Source organism: Salifodinibacter halophilus (assembly GCA_012999515.1).
Classification (GTDB): domain Bacteria; phylum Pseudomonadota; class Gammaproteobacteria; order Nevskiales; family Salinisphaeraceae; genus Salifodinibacter; species Salifodinibacter halophilus.
Genome location: JABEEB010000001.1, coordinates 2,092,833 through 2,111,037 on the forward strand (window position 1 = coordinate 2,092,833; position 18,205 = coordinate 2,111,037).

An 18,205-nucleotide genomic window follows, 5' to 3' on the forward strand; every position below is an offset into this window, starting at 1 on the left:
TAATCTTTAACCATGACGGATGGGCATCGACAAGCTGTGTTCGATGCGCTGGGGCTGACGCCTTGGCAGCGTCGCGCGGGTGGGCCGCTTGGGCCGCCGAATCGGGACTACGACGCGGCGCGCGAAGCGTGCGCGGCGGCCCACGATGTGGATGCTGAGGCCGAGGCCAAAGTGGCTGATATGCCGGCTGCAACGTCGTCATCGTCGAAATGCGATGAGTATGTCCCGGACGCCGCGGCCGGCGACTGTGCTGGCCTCGATTGGGATGAGCTGGAGGCCTATCTGGAGCGCTGCGACCATCGCGGTGCCAGTCAGCCAGTGTTTGGAGTGGGCGCTCGCACGGCCGATGTGCTGATCGTCGGCGAGGCCCCCGGTGCCGAGGAGGACCGCCAGGGTGAGCCGTTCGTGGGCCGTTCGGGGCGGCTTCTCGACCAGATGCTCGCCGAAATTGACTGCTCGCGCACGTCTAACGTCTTCATTACTAACATCTGCAAATTTCGGCCACCCGATAACCGGGATCCAACAGCCGCGGAAGTTGCCGCCGATTGGCCGATACTCGAGCGCCAGATTGAGCTAATGGCGCCGAAACTGGTGGTGGCCACCGGGCGTGTGGCGGCACAGACGCTGTTGGCCAGCACGGTAAGTCTGGGAAGACTCCGTGGCCAGCGCCATCGTTATCCTGGCCGTGACCTGGACGTGATCGTCACCTATCACCCGGCTTTTCTGCTGCGTAGTCCGCAGCAGAAAGCGAAAGCGTGGATCGACCTGTGTGCCATCGCCGATTGCATCGAAACGGCGGCTCTATAGACGGGCACTTCCGAGTGTGTGCACGATCTGACACCGCGACCCACGTTCGCCCCATGCGCCGGGGTGACGTCGACGCTGTGCTGCAACTCGAGCGTGCGGTCTATCTTTTCCCCTGGAGTGCCCGCATCTTTCACGATTGCCTGCGCGTGGGGTATCACGCTTGGGTCGTCACGGATGATGCGGGCCGGGTGCTGGGGTACAGTTTCTTGTCGATCGTGCTGCAGGAGGCGCATATTCTCAATATTTGCGTCGCCGAGTCCGAACGCGGCCGCGGTCTGGCCGATCAACTGCTGGATATCATGATCGAAGCGGCAACAGCGGCTCGAGTGGAATCATTGATGCTCGAAGTTCGCCCGTCCAATCGGGCGGCACGGCGCCTGTATAAACGGCGTGGCTTTACGTTCCTCGGCCGGCGACCACGTTACTATCCCGCGTCGGAGGGGCGCGAGGATGCGTTGCTGCTCTGCCTTTCGCTTGTCGACGCATGACGCGGGCCTGGCGCTGGGCGTTTTACGACTGGGCTAATTCAGCGTTCGCGACAGTCGTTATCGCGGCGTTTTTCCCGGTCTTTTTCAAGACCGTGGCCGCGGCCGATCTGGCGTCGTCCGAGGCTACGTTCTGGCTCGGGCTCGGTAATGCGGCCGCCAGTCTGATCGTTTTCATCGCCGCGCCGGTTCTCGGTGGAGTAGTCGATTACGCGGGCCGTAAGCAGGCAGGTTTGATTACGGCAACCACCGTATCGGTAATCGCGACCGCTGCCCTTTTCTGGGTCGGCGCTGGTCAGTGGCCACTGGCACTAACCTGCTTCATCGTCGCACTTGCCGGATTTTTCGCGGCCATGGTCTGTTATGACAGCTTGCTCACCGACGTCAGTGAATCGGCCGACTATGCGCGCGTCTCGGCGCGCGGTTATGCGCTTGGTTATCTCGGCGGTGGCCTGTTACTGACCTTCGATGTCGTACTTGTCAGCGCGCCGCAGTGGTTTGGGTTGAGTGGGCCGAGCGCGGCTATTCGGTGGTCATTTGTCTCGGTCGCACTTTGGTGGTTGGTATTTTCGTTACCGCTCTGGCTCGGGGTGCGTGAGTGCCGGCCGGCGTCGCCTTTCGACCTGCGTCGAGCCGCACGCCAGAGTGTGCTCGATTTGTCGGATACAACCCGCGCGATTGTGACCCAGCCCGTAATCTGGCGTTTCCTTGCCGCTTACTGGCTCTATATCGATGCGATCCACACCATTGTGCGCATGGCGGTTGATTTCGGTCTCAATCTAGGTCTTGCCCGGCAGGATTTGGTCATGGCCATATTACTGGCGCAATTCGTCGGTTTCCCGGCCTCACTCTTTTTCGGCTGGTTAGCCATGCATTGGCGGCTCAGGGCCTCAATATTCATCGGGCTCGGTGTGTACGCGGCCATGAGTATTTGGAGTTATTTCCTGGTCGCTGCCTGGCAGTTCTATGTCATGGCTGTTTGCATCGGATTGGTCCAAGGTGGTGTGCAAGCGCTGTCGCGCGCCTACTTTGCAGCCATCATTCCGGCCGCCCAAAGTGGGCGCTATTTCGGCGTCTACAATATGCTTGGCAAGTTTTCCGCGATCATCGGCCCAGTGCTGGTCGGCGTGACGACGATGTTGACCGGAAATGTGCGGTTTTCAATCGTCTCGGTGAGCATCTTGCTGGTTGCCGGCGCTATTTTTCTGGCCACTAGCCGGGACCCGAAGCAAGCGCATAGGGCAACAGAGACCGTAAAACGCTCCGGTTAGCGGGCCAAACGGCATTCATTCGCCATCACGGTCTTAGCTGATTACGCTGGACTAAGTGGTCCGCATAATGCCGGCATTCCGGCGCCGGATATAGGCGGTTGGCCAATCAGGAGCGGTGGTGGTCGTGGCCGTTTCGCAGGTTGCGGCGCGGTTGGTCCTTGCGGCGTTCGTATTCGCCCTCAATTACGCTGTCGTCGTCGTTGTCGGTATCGCTATCGCCGAACGGGCTTTGGCGACCGAACGGTGTCGAGACGATAATGCGTGAGACCAGATACCGTGCGATACGCTCACGCAGCCGCGGGATCAGTAGTGCGAAGCCGACGGCGTCGGTGATTAAACCGGGGGTGAGTAGCATGAACCCGGCCAGCAGCAGTGCAGCACCGTTCAACATCGGTAGGGCCGGCATCTCGCCGCGCGCCTGCGTCTTGCGGATGCGCGCCAGGACGTCGATACCCTGTCGACGGGCGAGTTGACTGCCGACGATCGCGGTAATGACGACGATCACGACAGTGGCCAGTGCGCCGATTTGGCGGCCGACTTCGATCAGCAGCCAGAGTTCGGCGATGGGAACGACGATGAATGCGATTAAGAGTCTAGCGGCCATGGGATTGAAACGTTAGATTTCAGCAATGCGTTGGCGTTGTTCGGCCAACTCGTCTAGTTCAGTCTCTAGCGTACACTTTTGTTCCCGGTTTTTGTTGACAACCGTTTCCGGTGCTTTGTTGACGAAGTCAGTGTTGGCAAGGCGCGCGGTGACGTTATCGAGCTCGCCGCGGCGCTTGGCGATCTGGCCGTCGAGACGCTCAAGTTCGACTTCCTTGTCGATCAAGCCCGCCAGCGGCACACGTAACTGAAGGTGGCCAACTTGCGCGCTAGCCGAGGCCGGTACGTCGGCGGCTTCAACGTACTCGACCGATGCGACGCCAGCTAGAAAGTCGATAGCCGCACGCGATTGGTCGATGCGCGCACGGTCGGTTGTGTCGGCGTTGACCACATAGACCGGGATTGTGGACCGCGGCGCGAGGTCCATGCTGGCGCGGATTTGGCGCAGGCCAGTAATCACTGACTGTAGCCATGCCATGTCGGTTTCCGCGGTATGGTCCACGCGGGTCTGATCCGATGTCGGGAAGGGTTGCTCGGAGATGGTTTCACCGTCGGCAGCGAGCGAGCGGCCGCGCGCGATGGGCGCGATGCGTTGCCAAATGTCTTCGGTGATAAACGGAATCAGAGGATGCGCCAGCCGCAGCAGGGTTTCGAGAACCCGAGCAAGCGTGGCTCGCGTGGCATCGGCTTGAGCCGAGTCTGTTGCGGCGAGACTGGGCTTGGCAAGTTCTAAGTACCAATCGCAGAAGTGGTGCCAGACAAATTCGTGGATTGCGGCGCTGGCCAGATCGAAACGGTAGGCGTCGAACTGGCGGCACACTTCGGCTTCGGTGGTTTGCAGCTGCGACACGATCCAACGCGCGGCTAGATCGGGGTCGGTTTGGGTGTGCGCGGTAGCGTCGAACTCGTCGCCGACTTGCAGTAGTACAAAACGCGCGGCGTTCCAGAGTTTGTTGCAGAAATTGCGGTAGCCGGCCACGCGGTCCAGATCGAAGCGGATATCGCGTCCGGGCGAGGCCAGGGCGGCGAATGTGAAGCGAAGCGCGTCGCTGCCGTTGGCCGGGATGCCATCCGGATAAGCGGTTCGCGTTTGTTTCGCGATGGCATCGGCTTTTTGCGGCTGCATCATGCCGGCGGTGCGTTTTTCGACGAGCGACGCCAGGTCGATGCCGTCGATCAGATCGATTGGATCGAGCACGTTGCCCTTGGATTTCGACATCTTATTGCCGTCGGAGTCGCGCACCAGGCCGTGGACATAGATCTCGCGAAACGGGACGTCGTCCATGAATTCCAGGCCCATCATGATCATGCGGGCGACCCAGAAGAAGATGATGTCGAAACCGGTCACCAGCACGCTGGTTGGATAGAACTGGTTCAAAGCTTCGGTCTGTTCCGGCCATCCGAGTGTGGAAAATGGCCACAGCGCCGACGAGAACCAGGTATCCAGCACGTCGGTATCACGTTCCAGGTGGACGTCGTCGGTGAGGCCGTAATCGGCTCGAACATTGGCTTCGGATCGGCCAACGTAGACATTGCCACTGTCGTCGTACCATGCCGGGATGCGGTGACCCCACCAGATCTGGCGCGAAATACACCAGTCCTGGATATTGTTCATCCACTCGAAATAGGTGCGCGCCCAGTTATCGGGTACAAAGTGAATGCGACCGTCTTCGACGGCGTCGATCGCCGGCTTAGCCAGCGTTTGAGCGTCAACAAACCATTGATTGGTCAGAAGGGGTTCGATGACCTCGTTCGAACGATCGCCGTAGGGCTGCATCATCGTGCTTTGTTCGGCCGCGATCATCAGGCCTTCGGCGTCGATGGCCTCGACAATTCGGCGGCGGGCTTCGTAGCGGTCGAGGCCGCGATATTCGTCGGGTACGAGATTGATGGCGTCGACAGCGTCAGGATCCGGTGTTCCGGCTTGGTCACGGATGGCGCCGGCCGTGCGCGCGGCCGCGCTGTAAGGTTCGCCGTCGGTGCGCAGGCTGGCGTCGTCGGTCATCAGCCGGTACATCGGGATGGCGTTGCGGCTGGCGACCTCGTAGTCGTTGAAGTCGTGTGCGCCGGTGATCTTGACTGCGCCCGAGCCAAAATCGGGGTCCGGGTATTCATCGGTAATGATCGGAATCAGTCGGCGCTGAGATTCCGGGCCGACCGGGATCTCGCAATATTGGCCCACAATTGGCGCGTAGCGTGTGTCGTCGGGATGTACGGCGATCGCGCCGTCGCCGAGCATCGTCTCGGGCCGGGTCGTGGCGATCGAGATATAGTCGCGAGACTCGCGGAAGGTCTCGTTACCGTCATCATCAGTTTCGATGTAGTCGTAGGTCGCACCCGCCTCCAAGGGATACTTGAAGTGCCACATCGTGCCGTCGGTCTCGACGTTTTCGACCTCGAGATCAGAGATGGCGGTTTTTAGGACCGGGTCCCAGTTGACGAGTCGCTGGCCGCGATAGATCAAGCCGCGTCGGTGCAGGTCGACGAAGACTTCGACCACGGCTTCGGACAGGCCGTTGTCCATGGTAAAGCGCTCGCGCGACCAATCGACCGAGGCGCCGAGCCGGCGCATCTGGCGTGTGATATGCCCGCCCGAGTTTTGTTTCCAATCCCAGATGCGGTTCACGAGCGCTTCGCGACCAAGTTCGGCGGGGGATTGGCCTTCGGCTTCGACCTGGCGTTCGACCAGCATCTGAGTGGCAATACCGGCGTGATCGGTGCCCGGTTGCCAGAGCGTTGGTTGACCACACATACGGTGGTAGCGGGTCAGCGCGTCCATCAACGTATGTTGGAACGCGTGGCCCATATGCAGACTGCCGGTCACGTTCGGGGGCGGCAGCATGATCGAGTACGGTGCGCCGGTCGCACTCGTCGACGGCGAAAAGCGTCCATCGGCTTCCCAGCGCGGATACCAGCGCGCCTCGATGGTGTGCGGATCGAACGTTTTGGCCATCGAGTCCTGCCGGGTAGTGGCCGGGGAATCGGTCTGGGGGTCAGGCAACGCTGTTCCTCGGAGTTTTCGCGTCAGCCGTTGTCGGCCGACACATGGTGGGTTTGCAGTTGGTAGCCGCGGTCGCGGTAGAAACGATACGCCGCGCGCGCTTCATTGCGGCGCTCATCGGCCACGATCTCGCTTTGAGAGGTAAAACGCGAGAAAAATGGCGACACATCACCGCCCAGGTTGATCAACACATCGTTGAAATCGGTCGGTGGTTCTTCTGCGCCAATCAGGATTGGCGTGCGGCGATCGTCGCTAGCGCGGTTCGCGGCTGCGAGATGCGGCACGAAACTGTTCTGGCGGAACGTCCACATCAGTTCGTCGAGACGCCGGGCTTGCGCGTCGTCGACCGCGTGCACGTAGACGTGTCGCCGACTGGCCCGGTTGTCCTCGGCCAGTCGGCAACAGAATCGTTCAGCCGTCGTCGCGGCGCTTTCGGCGAGTATGTAGAACGATATCTCGGTCACGCGTCGTCGTGGGTGCGGTCGATGAGGTACTGGGTCAGCAGGCCGACCGGACGGCCCGTCGCGCCCTTCTCGCTACCCGATTTCCACGCCACACCGGCGATGTCCAGATGCGCCCAGCGCAACTTGCGTGCGAATCGGTTCAAAAAGCAAGCGGCTGTGACCGAGCCGGCGAGGTGGCCGCCAACGTTGGCCATATCGGCGAAGTTGGAATCCAACTGCTCCTGGTATTCATCCCAGACCGGCATCGGCCAGGCGCGGTCGCCGACCGTGTCGCCGGCGTCACGCAGCGCGCGCCGCAGCGGGCTATTATTGCCGTAGAGCGCGGCTGCCTGCGAGCCGAGCGCGACCAAGGCGGCACCGGTAAGCGTGGCCATGTCGATGACCGCGTCCGGGTCGTAGTGGCGTTCGACATAGGTCAGCGCATCGGCCAACGCCAGCCGGCCTTCGGCGTCGGTGTTTAGGATTTCGATCGTCTGGCCCGACATGCTGGTCAGAATATCGCCGGGTCGATAAGCATCGCCATCGGGCAGATTTTCCACCGCGGGCACGACGCCGACCACGTTCTGGGGCAGGTTCATTTCGGCCGCCGCTTCGACTGCACCGAACACGCTCGCAGCGCCGCCCATGTCGTATTTCATCTCGTCCATGGCCGCACTGGGTTTGATGCTGATGCCACCGGAGTCGAACGTTACGCCTTTACCGACCAGTACGATCGGTTTGTCCTTTTTAGCACCGCCGTTGTACTCCATGACGATCAGGCGCGCCGGCTGGCGCGAGCCACGCGACACGCCGAGCAGGGCGCCCATGCCGAGCTCGGCCATTTCGTCTTCGCCCAACACGCTGGTTTTGAGCTTGTCGTGAGCGCCGGCTAGCTCCTTGGCATTGTCGGCCAGATAGCTCGGTGTGCAGATGTTGGCTGGCAGATTGCCCAGATCCTTGGCGCGTTTGAGGCCCGCGGCGGTGGCCCGACCTTCATTGACACCGCGCTCGGCGGCGCGCAGATCCGACCGGCGGGGTACCTGGAACACTAGCCGGGTCAATTTTTGACGCGGTGATTCGAATCCTTGGCCACGACAGGTGTCAAAGCGATACAGGTTCTCTTCGACGGTCAGCAGCGCACTTTTAACTTGCCATGCAAAATCATCGCGACCACGCACGTTCTGCTCGGTCAGGTAAAACGCCGCATCGACGCCACCCAGTGCGCTCAGTTGTTTGATTGCGGCGGCGCAGGCTTTTTCATAAGCACGGTCGTTGAATTCCCGCTCTTTGCCGCAGCCAACCAGTAGCACGCGATCGCACAGGAGTTCTTCGACGTTGTGGAGCACGGCGGTGTCGCCGAGCTTGCCGTCGAGGTCGCCACGGCGAAGGATCGAACTGAGGAGTCCATCGGCTGCGAAATCGAGTGCGCGAGCTTGTTGTGTGAGTTTGCGGCGATCGAATACACCGACGACGACGCAGCCCACGCGCTGTTTTTCCGGGCTGCCACTTTTGACCAGATATTCCATTTCGTCTCCGTTGCCAGTTCGTGCAAGACGTTCTAATTGACTGCTCCAGCGCGCGTACTGCAGATGCCCCTATGCGCGCTCGGTATGCAAAGCTATCGGACTTTGTTCACAATGCATCGGCATGCAGACTTGAGTGTGGTTGTTACGTCTGCGCGCCTAATTGTGGAAGTCAACATTATTTTACACCGATTTTTGAAAAAAATCATGCCAATAGCCGAACGAAGTAGAAGTTTTCGTTCAGTCGGTAGCTGAAAGTATTCGTTCATGACGACGATACTCTTTCGCTATTTACTAGCCGAGTTAACGCGCACATGGCTCGTTATCACCGGTGTGTTTTCGGTGCTGACGCTTGGGCTCGGTTTGTCTAAGTATGTTGCGCGTGCCGCGGCCGGACAAATCCCCGTGGATACCGTGTTTCGGTTGGCGCTCGATACGCTGATCAAGAACCTGGAGATCGTCCTGCCGGTCGCGATTTTCCTGGCAATACTGCTGGTACTCGGACGACTGTGTCGCGACAACGAAATGATGGCGCTTTTTGCCTGCCGCAGCGGTATCTGGCGGGTATATAAACCGATTCTTGCGTTTGCGGTCGCGGGGGCGATTCTGGCGGGCGGTATCAGTAATGTCGCTAAGCCGTATGCTGAGCGCTCGATGCACGCGCTGGAGCAGCAGAACGTTGTGTCCATGATCCAGTCGCTGTCACCCGGTCAGTTTCGCAGCTTTCGCAACGGCGATATGACGTTCTACGGGGGGCGGCGGACGCAAAGCGGCGGCCTCGCCGAAATCTTTATACAGTTAGATCAAACTCCGGAGAGCAATAAGTCTCGGCCGGTTGTGATCCATGCGAAACGTGCGACTCAGCGGACCAATTCGGAAACCGGGCGTGTGGTGTTCGTTTTGCACGATGGTTGGCGTTACGAGGGCGTGGCCGGCAAGGCCGATTTCCGCATCGTGCGCTTTGACGAATACGGTATTCAGGTTAAACCAGGGCAAGCGTCGCCGTCCGATAGTTTCAACACCAAATCTACGTTGTATCTGATGGCCAGCAATGACCCGGATGCCATTGCTGATTGGCAGATTCGGCTGTCTGTGCCGTTATCCATCATCATCCTCGCGTTGCTGGCGTTGCCGATTGGGCAGGTGCCGCCTCGCGCCGGGCGCTATGGAAGGATCGTGCTTGGCATCGTGCTGTGCGTGTTTTATGTCAACGGCATCAACTTAGCGTCTACTGCGATCAAATCAGGTGCGGTTTCGGCATGGGTTGGTGTCTGGTGGGTGCATCTGATTGTGCTCGGCCTCGCGTGCGTACTCATGGCGCGTCAGCAGGGCTGGTTCTACTTATCGAGGCATGCGCGATGACGCTGATCGACCGCTACATCGCACGTACGATCTTCGCTGCGACTGCCGTCGTGGCGGTAGTCATCATTGCGTTGATGATGTTGATCGGCGTAATTAATCAACTCGACGAAATCGGCCAGGGCAACTACCACGTTATCGCGATGCTTGGTGTTGTCATGCTGCAATTACCCAGCCGTATTCTCTTGACGCTGCCGGCGATCGTGCTGCTTGGAGCGCTGGCAGGTCTGGGGTCGTTGGCAAGTCATTCGGAATTAATCGTGATCCGCGGTGCTGGGCTTTCGATGCGTCGACTCGCTGGTTCTGTCGCGATTATCGGCGCGATTCTGGCGGCTATTACGCTCGCAATCAGTACTTATATTGCGCCGCGTGCACAGACCGCTGCACTATCGGTTCAGCACACTGCGCTAAACGGTGGTGAGAATTCTGGCGCATTGGGCAGCGGGATTTGGTTACGTCAGAAAGACAAGGTTTTTAACTTCGGCCATGTGCTACCTGACGGGCGGCTGACCGGCATCCACGTTTATCAGTTCGATTCTGGCGGCGGCATTGGCAAAATCGTGGCGTCGGACAAGGGTCGGGTCAAAAAGAATCAGCTTGTTCTGGATAACCCACGGATCACGAAGCTGTCGACCCAGCGTGTGACCACCGAACATCCGGATCGGCGTGCCATGCCGGTGACGATCGATCAGCATATTCTCAAATTGGCCGTCACGGCGCCGTCACAATTGACTATCGTCGGGCTGCATCACTACATCCAATTTCTCGAGGCCAACGACGTCGATGCGACGCGCTATCGGCTTGCTTTCTGGCAGCAGGTCGCGACGCCGATCACGGCCTTCGTGTTGGCGATTTTCGCGCTGCCATTCGCTTTTGGCGCCTTGCGTGACGCCGGTGCGGGCCAACGGCTGTTCATCGGCGGCTTGGGTGGGCTCGCTTTCGTGTTGCTACACCGTATTGTGGCGGCGATGGCGCCAGTTTATGGCGTGTGGCCGCCGTTGGCCGCACTGTTGCCGACGCTCGTGTTGGCGAGCGCGACCGCAATCTGGATTCGTCGGCTGGATTAGGACCGGGAGCGGGGTGCTAGCTTATCGCGGTGTTACGCATCACAAGGCCACGCTCGCGCAGATAGGCCTTGGCCTGCTGGATGGTGTAGGTGCCAAAGTGAAAGATCGACGCGGCCAGCACAGCGTCAGCATGGCCGGCTGCCAGGCCGTCGTAGAGGTCATCAAGTTCGCCCACACCGCCCGAAGCGATTACCGGGATGTCCACCGCATCCGAGATGGCGCGCGTCAACGCGACGTCGAAACCGGATTTTGTGCCGTCTTTGTCCATGCTGGTGAGCAGGATTTCGCCGGCGCCGAGCGCGGTTAGCTTTTGTGCCCACTCGATGACTTCGATGCCTGTCGCACGCCGTCCGCCATGGGTGAATATCTCCCAGCGTGGGGCTTCGTCGTCGTGTGAAACCCGCTTGGCGTCGAGCGCTGAGACGATGCACTGCGAGCCGTAGCGTGCTGCCGCTTCGCCAATAAAATCGGCGTTGTCGATGGCCGCGGTATTGATCGAGACCTTGTCGGCGCCTGCTGACAAGAGGCGACGGACGTCGGCCAATGTGCGGACACCGCCGCCGACAGTGAGCGGGATGAACACTTCGCCCGCCACGCGTTCCACGACGTTCAATAGTGTGGCCCGTTCCTCGTGACTGGCGGTGATGTCCAGAAAGACCAGCTCATCGGCACCTTGACGATCATAGCGCCGCGCGACTTCGATGGGATTGCCGGCTTGTTTGATGTCGAGGAATTGAACGCCCTTGACGACTTGTCCCTGGTCTATATCCAGACAGGGGATGATGCGCCTGGCTAGGCTCATGGTGTCGTGTGCGCTTTGTCGACCAGGGCGCGAGCTTCGCCGAAGTCGATGCCGCCTTCGTAGAGCGCGCGGCCGAGTATCACGCCACTGACACCTTCCTCCTCGGCATCCAGCAGCGCGCGGATGTCGTCGAGATTGGTTGCCCCGCCGGAAGCAATGACGGGTATAGTCAGCTCGCTGGCGAGAGTTTGCGTGGCATCGGCGTTCAAGCCTTGCATCATGCCGTCGCGGGCGATATCGGTATGAATAATCGCAACGACCCCTTCGGCTTCGAAACGCGAGGCTAGTTCTCCGACTCGGTGGTTGGAGAGTTTCGACCAGCCATCGGTGGCGACCATGCCGTTTTCCGAGTCGAGTCCCACGATGATGTGGCCGGGGAATTCGACTGCCGCGTCAGCGACGAAATGGGGTCCAGACACGGCCCGAGTGCCTAGAATGACGTATTCGACGCCTTGTTCCAGATATGTGTCGATATCGGTTTCTTCGCGAATGCCGCCGCCGATTTGCACCGGGACGTCACCAGCCGCAGCGACGATATTGCCGACGACTTTATTGTTGACGGGGCGACCGGCGCGGGCGCCGTCGAGGTCGACAACATGAAGCCGGTCGGCGCCTGTTGCCAACCAGTGCTCGGCGACGCGCACCGGGTCTTCGTCGAAGACCGTTGCGTCGTCCATCCGGCCCTGGCGCAGACGTACGCACTGGCCATCCTTGATATCGATCGCGGGGATCAATTGCACGCCTTAACCTCCCTTGTGTCAGCGGCTTGTTGGATCGTTAGTCAGCCGGCCTGTCCGTTCCAGGCGAGAAAATTGGCCAGCAGTTGCAGGCCTGGTGACTGACTCTTTTCGGGGTGAAACTGTACGGCAAAGACATTAGGACGCAGTAGCACCGAAGCAAACTCCAGGCCGTAGGTTGTTGTACCGGCGATATCGTTCGCGTTGGTTGGCAGCGCGTAGTAGCTGTGGACGAAATAAAACCAACTGGCTGCGTCGATGTTTTGCCAGAGTTGATGATCGCGGGTCTGGCGGATCTGATTCCAACCCATGTGTGGAATTTTGCGCCGGCGACCATCCGGCTGTGCGTCGGGGGATGCAAACGCCACGGTATCGCCGTCAAAAGCGCCTAGACACGATACGCCGCCCGACTCCTCCGAGTGCGCCATCAACATCTCAATGCCGAGACAGATTCCCATCAACGGTCGTGTCTCGATAAAGCGCCGGACCATGTCGTCTAGGCCGAGTCGCGCCAGTTCGTTCATGCAATACCCGATCGCGCCGACGCCGGGCAGAATCAACCGGTCCTTGGTCGCCAGGTTCTTGGGGTCGGAACTGACTTCAATGGACTCGCCGGATGACACGTGGTCGAGTGCTTTTCCGATCGAGTGCAGATTGCCCATGCCGTAGTCGATAATGCCGACAGTCGCCATTGCGTGGTCCGTCTAGAGTGTGTTTTTTGTGGACGGTGTCTGATTCGTGCGGCGCTCGTCGATCGCGATCGCGCCACGAAGCGCGCGGGCGAATGCTTTGAAGCAGGTCTCGGCGACGTGGTGCGCGTTGCTGCCTTTGAGCCCGTCGAGGTGAAGCGTGAGGTCCGCGCCGCGGGCGACGCCTTGAAAGAACTCTCGCACGAGTTCGACGTCGAACGTGCCGATCTTGTCGCAGTAGAACGTCACATCGAAGTACAGCCCAGCGCGGCCCGAACAGTCGATGACGGCGCGCGTCAGCGCTTCGTCCAGCGGCACAATTGCATGGCCGTAGCGAACGATGCCTGTTTTGTCACCGAGTGCCGACGTAAGCGTGGCGCCGAATACGAGACCGACATCTTCGACCGTATGGTGGTCGTCGACCCAGGTATCTCCGGCCACACTGAGTTCAATATCGATTAGGCCGTGTCGCGCGATCTGCGCGAGCATATGGTCGAAAAAACCGATGCCGGTACTGCCTGCGAGCGCCCCCGTGCCGTCAAGGTCGAGCGTTATCTCGACATTGGTTTCAGCGGTTTGGCGACGATTTGTAGTTTGGCGGCTTGTCATGCCGGCTGGTTCCTATCCCCGGACGTTCTGATAATACGCATATTTGTCGGTGTGCGCTAACCCTCGATCCAGAAGGTCACCGGGCCGTCGTTGACCAGTTCGACCTGCATATCGGCCCCGAAGCGTCCGGTGGCAACGGGTGCATCTCGAGTGTTTAATTCGGCGACGAATACGTCAAACAATGTGTTAGCGATCGCTGGTTCGGCTGTCGGTCCGAAGCCGGCGCGATTACCGCGCGACGTGTCGGCCGCTAGTGTGAATTGAGGGATGGCGAGCACAGCGCCGCCAGCATCGACGACATTGACATTCATACGGCCCGCGCTATCGCTGAACAGCCGGTAGGCGGCCACGCGCTTGGCTAGACGTGCGGCGTTGCTGTGGTCGTCGGTAGCCGTGACGCCGACAAACGTACAGATCCCGGTCTCGATATGGGCGATCGAGGTGCCGTCGACGGAAACGCTGGCGCGTTGGGCGCGTTGCAGTAAGGCGATCACGATGACTGGCGCGGCATGAGGGCCGGCGGATCGGCGCGCAGTTGTCGCAACAGGCGTTCGAACGGTGCTGGGTCGTGCACGTTCGGAGCTGCTGCGCTACGCGGAAAGTGATAGTCGATCAGGCGTGAGACCCAGAAACGAAGTGCCGCGGCACCGAGCATGCGTGGCCAGGCATCGATTTCCGGCTGACCGAGCGTGCAGCGTTGTTGATAGGCGGCGATAAACGCCGCCCAGCAGTCAGCGTGGAATTGGTTGTCGGCATCGAATGCCCAGTCGCAGCAGATCACGGCCAGATCGAACAGGGTGTGTTCGTCACAGGCGTAGAAGAAGTCGATAACGCCGGTCACGCGTGTGCCTTCGAACAGCACGTTATCGCGGAACAGGTCGGCATGGATCAGCGTGCGCGGTAGCCCGTCATAGGCCGCGAGAGCTGCCCGTTGATCTGCGAGTTCGGCGTCGACAAGCGCGCGCTGATCGGCTGTTAGCACGGATGCCAGCTGTGGGCGATTGTCTGCGATCCACGCGAGATCACGCGGGTTGGCCTGACTTAGCCCGCTACCGGACGCAGCGCGGTGCATTTCGGCGACTACGCGGGCCAGCGATGCGCAATGCGCCGGACCCGGCTCGACAACACTGGCGCCCGGCAGCCGATAAGCCAGGGCGCATGGACGGTTGCAAATCTCGCTGAGAAAACCGCCGTCATCACGCGCGACTGGATGAATAACCGGCAATCCGTGGCCAGCGAGGTGGTCCATTAACTGCATGAAAAACGGCAGCGACCTGTGTTCGAGATCCTCGAACACGGTTAAAACCCAGGCGCCGAGCGTAGTGTCGACGAAATACGTCGAATTGGTCACGCCTTCGCCGATACCGCGGAAGTCGGTTAGTTCACCGACCGAGTAGGCGTCGAGGACCGCGCGGATATCGGCCGCGGCCAGCCGGGTATAAACTGCCATCACTCGTTATCGGGCGTGTCCAGGTGCTTTTGTGCGCGTTTGGCGAAGACTCGCATTTCTTTGGCGGCTTGGTGGTCGCCGCGGCGTTCGGCGACTTCGATGCCGGTGTTGAATGCCTCAAAAGCTTCACGCGGGCGATCATCGGCCGCCAGCGATTGTCCGTAGAGTTTCCACGCAGCCGAGTATTCGGGGTCGTGCGCCACGGCAGCACCTAGATGCCGGGCCGCTTCAGCGGTCTCGTCGGCCTTGAATAGTAGATCGCCCAGACTGAACCGAAGCAACGGCCCGTCGTGGCCGGCGGCAAGCATGTTTTCGAGTTGTTCGCGCACCTTTTTGCCTATGGACCCGGCGTATTTGAATATTTGTCAGTGTGATTATAAGCAACTCGATGCCGGCCCATCAGTGCCGCCAGAAAGTTGGTGTAAAAATCACGAGTAGCGTGAAAATCTGGAGGCGTCCGAGCAGCATCGCCACGCATAGCACCCATTTGGCTAAAGCCGGGAGTGAGGTCATGGTGCTGGAAATATCACCGAGACCGGGGCCAAGGTTGTTCAGTGTTGCCGCGACGGCTGAAAACGCCGTGACCGGATCTAGATTGAAGCCGAGTAAAATCAGAAACAGCACCACGTAAACGGTGATGTAGACCGAGAAAAATCCCCACACAGCGTGGACCACGCGGTTGGCCACGACTTGTTCGCCCATCTTGACCGGAAACATGGCGCTCGGATGGACGAGCCGGCGTATTTCTCGAAGGCCCTGTTTGGCCAGCAGGACAACACGGACGACCTTCATGCCACCCGTGGTCGATCCCGCGCAGCCGCCGACGAAGCTGCCGAGAATCAAAAACATCGGCAAAAAGCTGGGCCAGACGCTGTAATCGGTGGTGGTAAACCCGGTCGTGGTGCCGATCGAGACGACTTGAAACAGGGCGCGGATGATCGCCGTGCCTGGATCGGTATAAGTGCCGTGGGCGAGCAAAACCACGGTGGCCAAAGCGGTGGCACCCGCGGCCATGATCCAGAGCATGCGCGTTTCGAAGTCGCGCCAGTAGTCGAGTGGGTTGGCGCTGCGCCAGATCGCGAAATGCATGCTGAAGCTAGTAGCGCCGAGTAGCATGGCGACAATCGAGATCAATTCCACCAGTGCGCTGTCGTGGTAGCCGATTGATTGGTCATGGTTGGCGAAACCACCGGTCGCGATCGCCGAAAACGCGTCCGAAATCGCATCGAACGGGGACAAGCCGGCGAGCCAGAAAAGTAGCGCGGAGGCCGCCGTCAGCGAGACGTAGAGATACCAGAGCATCTTGGCCGTCTCGCGGATACGCGGGGTGAGTTTCGAGGTTTTAACCGGGCCGAGCGTATCGGCTCGATAGAGTTGCATGCCACCCACACCCAACATTGGCAGCACGGCGATGGCCAGCACGATGACACCCATGCCGCCCATCCAATGGAGTAGCACGCGCCAGAACAGGATGGCGTGTGGCATGTAGTCGAGCTCGGTCAGCACGGTCGCGCCGGTCGTCGTCAGGCCGGATACGGACTCGAACACGGCGTTGGTGATCGATATCTGCGGCGTTGTAACCAGAATGAATGGAAGAGCGCCAAACAGGCTGAGTACGAACCAGAAAAATACCACCACCAGGAAGCCGTCGCGGATTTTCAATTCGCGTCGAGCGTTGCGCGTTGGCCACCAAATGATGCAACCGGCGACCACTGTGATTGCGAAGCTGGCGACAAACGCTGGTATTTGGCCGTCGCCGTAGATCGCACCCACGATGGCCGGACCCAGCATGGCGGTCGAGAAGATCATCAGCAGGATGCCGATGACTCGCTGGACACCGGCAAAGGCGTAGTCGAATTGCAGGCGCATCAAGGTTTAGGGCCGGCTGAATGCTCGTCCGCCGCAGCTGGTGCTGATAGGTGGCTGCAAGCTGGTTTGAAAATGGATTGGCGCCCGTCAGACATGCCGTGCGCCCACCTGGAACAGACGTTCGACGCCCGGTGTGGCTTGTTTGTCAGCGATGAAAACGATGACGTGGTCGCCTGCGCCGAGCACCGTGTCGTCGGCGGTGAGAAGCTTGCTGCGGCCGCGTATGACACCGCCAAATGTGGCCCCCTTGGGTAGTTGAATATCGCCGATCCGGCGATCAACGACGCGAGAGCTGTCTTGCTCACCGTGCACGACCAGTTCCATGACTTCGGCGGCACCCCGGCGCAGGGCGTGAACGCGAACCACGTCGCCTCGGCGCACGTGGGCGAGTAGCGCGCTGATTGTCGATTGTTTCGGCGAGATCGCGATGTCGATCTGGTTGCCTGAGGATTGCACCAGGTCGACGTAGGCCAATCGATTGATCAGCGACATCACCTTGCGTGCGCCCAGGCGTTTGGCCAGCATCGCCGACAGGATGTTGGCCTCGTCGTCGTTGGTGATCGCACAGAAAACGTCGACGTGGTCGATGTTCTCCTCGCGCAGCAACGATTCGTTGGCCGCGTCGCCCTGGAGGGTGATGGCGTTGTCGAGATTGTATGAGAGCTTGCGCGCGCGGCGCGCGCTCGACTCGATGACCTTGACCTGACAGGTACGTTCCAGCGCCTTGGCCAGACGTTCGCCGATATGGCCGCCGCCGGCCAGCATCACGTGCTTGATCCGCCGATCAGCATGACGCAGTTCACTGATCACCCGCCGCACATTGGCACGCGCTGCGACGAAGTAAATCTCGTCGTCGGTCTCGATTATGGTGTCGTCTGTTAACTCGATGGGGCGGTCGCGTCGATAGATGGCCGTCACGCGGAGATTGACGTTGGGAAGCCGTTTCTTGAGCTGCGACAGGGGTTCGCCGACGAGTGCACCACCGTAATAGGCTTGTACGCCCGCGACCTGGATATTGTCTTGGGCAAAATCCACGACCTGAAGCGCTCCGGGGAACTGGATCAACCGCTTGATGTAATCGGTGACCAGTTGCTCCGGACTGATGGTCATGTCGATTGGAATGGCTTCCTGGTGGAAAAGCTGTGGCTCCGCCAGGTATTCCGAGGAGCGGATGCGCGCGACCTTGGTCGGCGTGTGGAACAAGGTGTAGGCGATTTGACACGCCACCATGTTGACTTCGTCGGATTGGGTGACGGCAATGATCAGGTCAGCGTCGTCGGCACCGGCTTGACGCAGAATGGCTGGATGACTGGCATAGCCGGTGACTGCGCGCACGTCGAGACGATCCTGCAGCGGGCGCAGCAGGACCTCATTCGTGTCGACGATCGTAACGTCGTGATTTTCCTCGGCGAGATTCTCGGCAAGTGTCGCGCCAACCTCGCCGGCGCCTAGAATAATTGTTTTCATGGCGCGAACCGTAGTCGCTGGTG

The 18,205-nt window shown here is 60.0% G+C and carries 18 protein-coding genes; 5 read left to right on the forward strand and 13 right to left on the reverse strand.

What is annotated here, in order from left to right; all coding sequences use genetic code 11:
* Positions 1-12 precede the first annotated feature (12 nt).
* From HKX41_09760 to HKX41_09770, 3 genes are read left to right on the forward strand one after another with little or no spacing between them, the layout of a single operon-like run.
* Positions 13-807, forward strand: coding sequence for a uracil-DNA glycosylase (locus HKX41_09760; protein ID NNC24428.1), 795 nt, complete (start codon positions 13-15; stop codon positions 805-807).
* Positions 808-860: 53 nt separating this feature from the next.
* Positions 861-1,295: a ribosomal protein S18-alanine N-acetyltransferase gene (gene rimI, locus HKX41_09765; protein NNC24429.1), complete on the forward strand. Its 435-nt coding sequence runs from the start codon at positions 861-863 to the stop codon at positions 1,293-1,295.
* A complete protein-coding gene (locus HKX41_09770) occupies positions 1,292-2,563 on the forward strand; it encodes an MFS transporter (protein NNC24430.1) in 1,272 nt (423 codons plus the stop codon). Before rimI ends, HKX41_09770 begins: the two co-directional genes overlap by 4 nt.
* A gap of 106 nt (positions 2,564-2,669) precedes the next feature.
* On the opposite strand, the gene HKX41_09775 is transcribed toward HKX41_09770, so the two are convergent.
* From HKX41_09775 to HKX41_09790, 4 genes are all read right to left on the reverse strand, one after another.
* Positions 2,670-3,167 carry an FxsA family protein gene (locus HKX41_09775; GenBank protein ID NNC24431.1) on the reverse strand — a complete coding sequence of 166 codons (498 nt, stop codon included), beginning with the start codon at positions 3,165-3,167 and terminating at the stop codon, positions 2,670-2,672.
* A gap of 12 nt (positions 3,168-3,179) precedes the next feature.
* On the reverse strand, positions 3,180-6,119 hold the full coding sequence (locus tag HKX41_09780; protein NNC24432.1) for a valine--tRNA ligase: 2,940 nt from the start codon (positions 6,117-6,119) through the stop codon (positions 3,180-3,182).
* Between the two features lie 71 nt (positions 6,120-6,190).
* A complete protein-coding gene (locus tag HKX41_09785) occupies positions 6,191-6,631 on the reverse strand; it encodes a DNA polymerase III subunit chi (protein NNC24433.1) in 441 nt (146 codons plus the stop codon).
* A complete protein-coding gene (locus HKX41_09790; protein ID NNC24434.1) occupies positions 6,628-8,136 on the reverse strand; it encodes a leucyl aminopeptidase in 1,509 nt (502 codons plus the stop codon). The genes HKX41_09785 and HKX41_09790 overlap by 4 nt, the downstream gene beginning before the upstream one ends.
* A 264-nt stretch (positions 8,137-8,400) precedes the next feature.
* On the opposite strand from HKX41_09790, the gene lptF reads away from it, so the two are divergent.
* Together lptF and lptG are read left to right on the forward strand one after the other, a co-directional pair.
* Complete coding sequence (gene lptF, locus HKX41_09795) at positions 8,401-9,495, forward strand: LPS export ABC transporter permease LptF (GenBank protein ID NNC24435.1); 1,095 nt, start codon at positions 8,401-8,403, stop codon at positions 9,493-9,495.
* Positions 9,492-10,559 (forward strand): LPS export ABC transporter permease LptG, encoded by a 1,068-nt coding sequence (gene lptG, locus HKX41_09800; GenBank protein NNC24436.1) that lies wholly within the window; start codon positions 9,492-9,494, stop codon positions 10,557-10,559. The genes lptF and lptG overlap by 4 nt, the downstream gene beginning before the upstream one ends.
* A gap of 16 nt (positions 10,560-10,575) precedes the next feature.
* Here lptG and hisF read toward each other — a convergent pair whose 3' ends face one another.
* From hisF to trkA, 9 genes are all read right to left on the reverse strand, one after another.
* Positions 10,576-11,361: an imidazole glycerol phosphate synthase subunit HisF gene (gene hisF, locus HKX41_09805; protein NNC24437.1), complete on the reverse strand. Its 786-nt coding sequence runs from the start codon at positions 11,359-11,361 to the stop codon at positions 10,576-10,578.
* Positions 11,358-12,101 (reverse strand): 1-(5-phosphoribosyl)-5-[(5-phosphoribosylamino)methylideneamino]imidazole-4-carboxamide isomerase, encoded by a 744-nt coding sequence (gene hisA / locus HKX41_09810; GenBank protein NNC24438.1) that lies wholly within the window; start codon positions 12,099-12,101, stop codon positions 11,358-11,360. The genes hisF and hisA overlap by 4 nt, the downstream gene beginning before the upstream one ends.
* Positions 12,102-12,142: 41 nt before the next feature.
* Complete coding sequence (hisH, locus tag HKX41_09815) at positions 12,143-12,790, reverse strand: imidazole glycerol phosphate synthase subunit HisH (GenBank protein ID NNC24439.1); 648 nt, start codon at positions 12,788-12,790, stop codon at positions 12,143-12,145.
* 12 nt (positions 12,791-12,802) lie between these two features.
* Positions 12,803-13,396, reverse strand: a complete 594-nt coding sequence (hisB, locus tag HKX41_09820) for an imidazoleglycerol-phosphate dehydratase HisB (protein NNC24440.1) — start codon at positions 13,394-13,396, stop codon at positions 12,803-12,805.
* A 56-nt stretch (positions 13,397-13,452) separates the two neighbouring features.
* Entirely contained in the window at positions 13,453-13,890 is a 438-nt protein-coding gene (locus tag HKX41_09825; protein ID NNC24441.1) for a D-tyrosyl-tRNA(Tyr) deacylase, read from the reverse strand.
* Positions 13,887-14,846, reverse strand: coding sequence for a homoserine kinase (locus tag HKX41_09830; GenBank protein ID NNC24442.1), 960 nt, complete (start codon positions 14,844-14,846; stop codon positions 13,887-13,889). Before HKX41_09830 ends, HKX41_09825 begins: the two co-directional genes overlap by 4 nt.
* Positions 14,846-15,154 carry a tetratricopeptide repeat protein gene (locus HKX41_09835; GenBank protein ID NNC24443.1) on the reverse strand — a complete coding sequence of 103 codons (309 nt, stop codon included), beginning with the start codon at positions 15,152-15,154 and terminating at the stop codon, positions 14,846-14,848. The genes HKX41_09830 and HKX41_09835 overlap by 1 nt, the downstream gene beginning before the upstream one ends.
* 91 nt (positions 15,155-15,245) lie before the next feature.
* Positions 15,246-16,715 carry a potassium transporter gene (locus tag HKX41_09840; protein ID NNC24444.1) on the reverse strand — a complete coding sequence of 490 codons (1,470 nt, stop codon included), beginning with the start codon at positions 16,713-16,715 and terminating at the stop codon, positions 15,246-15,248.
* Between the two features lie 87 nt (positions 16,716-16,802).
* The gene (gene trkA / locus HKX41_09845; GenBank protein ID NNC24445.1) at positions 16,803-18,182 is read right to left on the reverse strand and encodes a Trk system potassium transporter TrkA; all 1,380 of its coding nucleotides are present in this window, start codon (positions 18,180-18,182) and stop codon (positions 16,803-16,805) included.
* Positions 18,183-18,205: the final 23 nt, after the last annotated feature.